The 212-nt window shown below is 47.6% G+C and carries 1 rRNA gene; it reads left to right on the top strand.

Going from position 1 to position 212, the window contains the following annotated elements:
• Positions 1-113 (top strand): 16S ribosomal RNA (locus GTP55_RS29490); the annotation flags it as partial.
• Positions 114-212 lie beyond the last annotated feature (99 nt).

Below are 212 nucleotides of genomic sequence, written 5' to 3' on the forward strand. Positions count from 1 at the left end.
CAGAAGTAGGTAGCTTAACCGCAAGGAGGGCGCTTACCACGGTAGGATTCGTGACTGGGGTGAAGTCGTAACAAGGTAGCCGTATCGGAAGGTGCGGCTGGATCACCTCCTTTCTAGAGTTTGCAGGTTCTTCGGAACATGCCAAGTGCTCACACTTATCTGCTGTATCGTTCTTTAACAATCTGGAAGAAGTAAAGTTTTATTAGGTGTGT

It is taken from the genome of Duganella margarita (assembly GCF_009857535.1).
GTDB lineage: Bacteria > Pseudomonadota > Gammaproteobacteria > Burkholderiales > Burkholderiaceae_D > Rugamonas > Rugamonas margarita.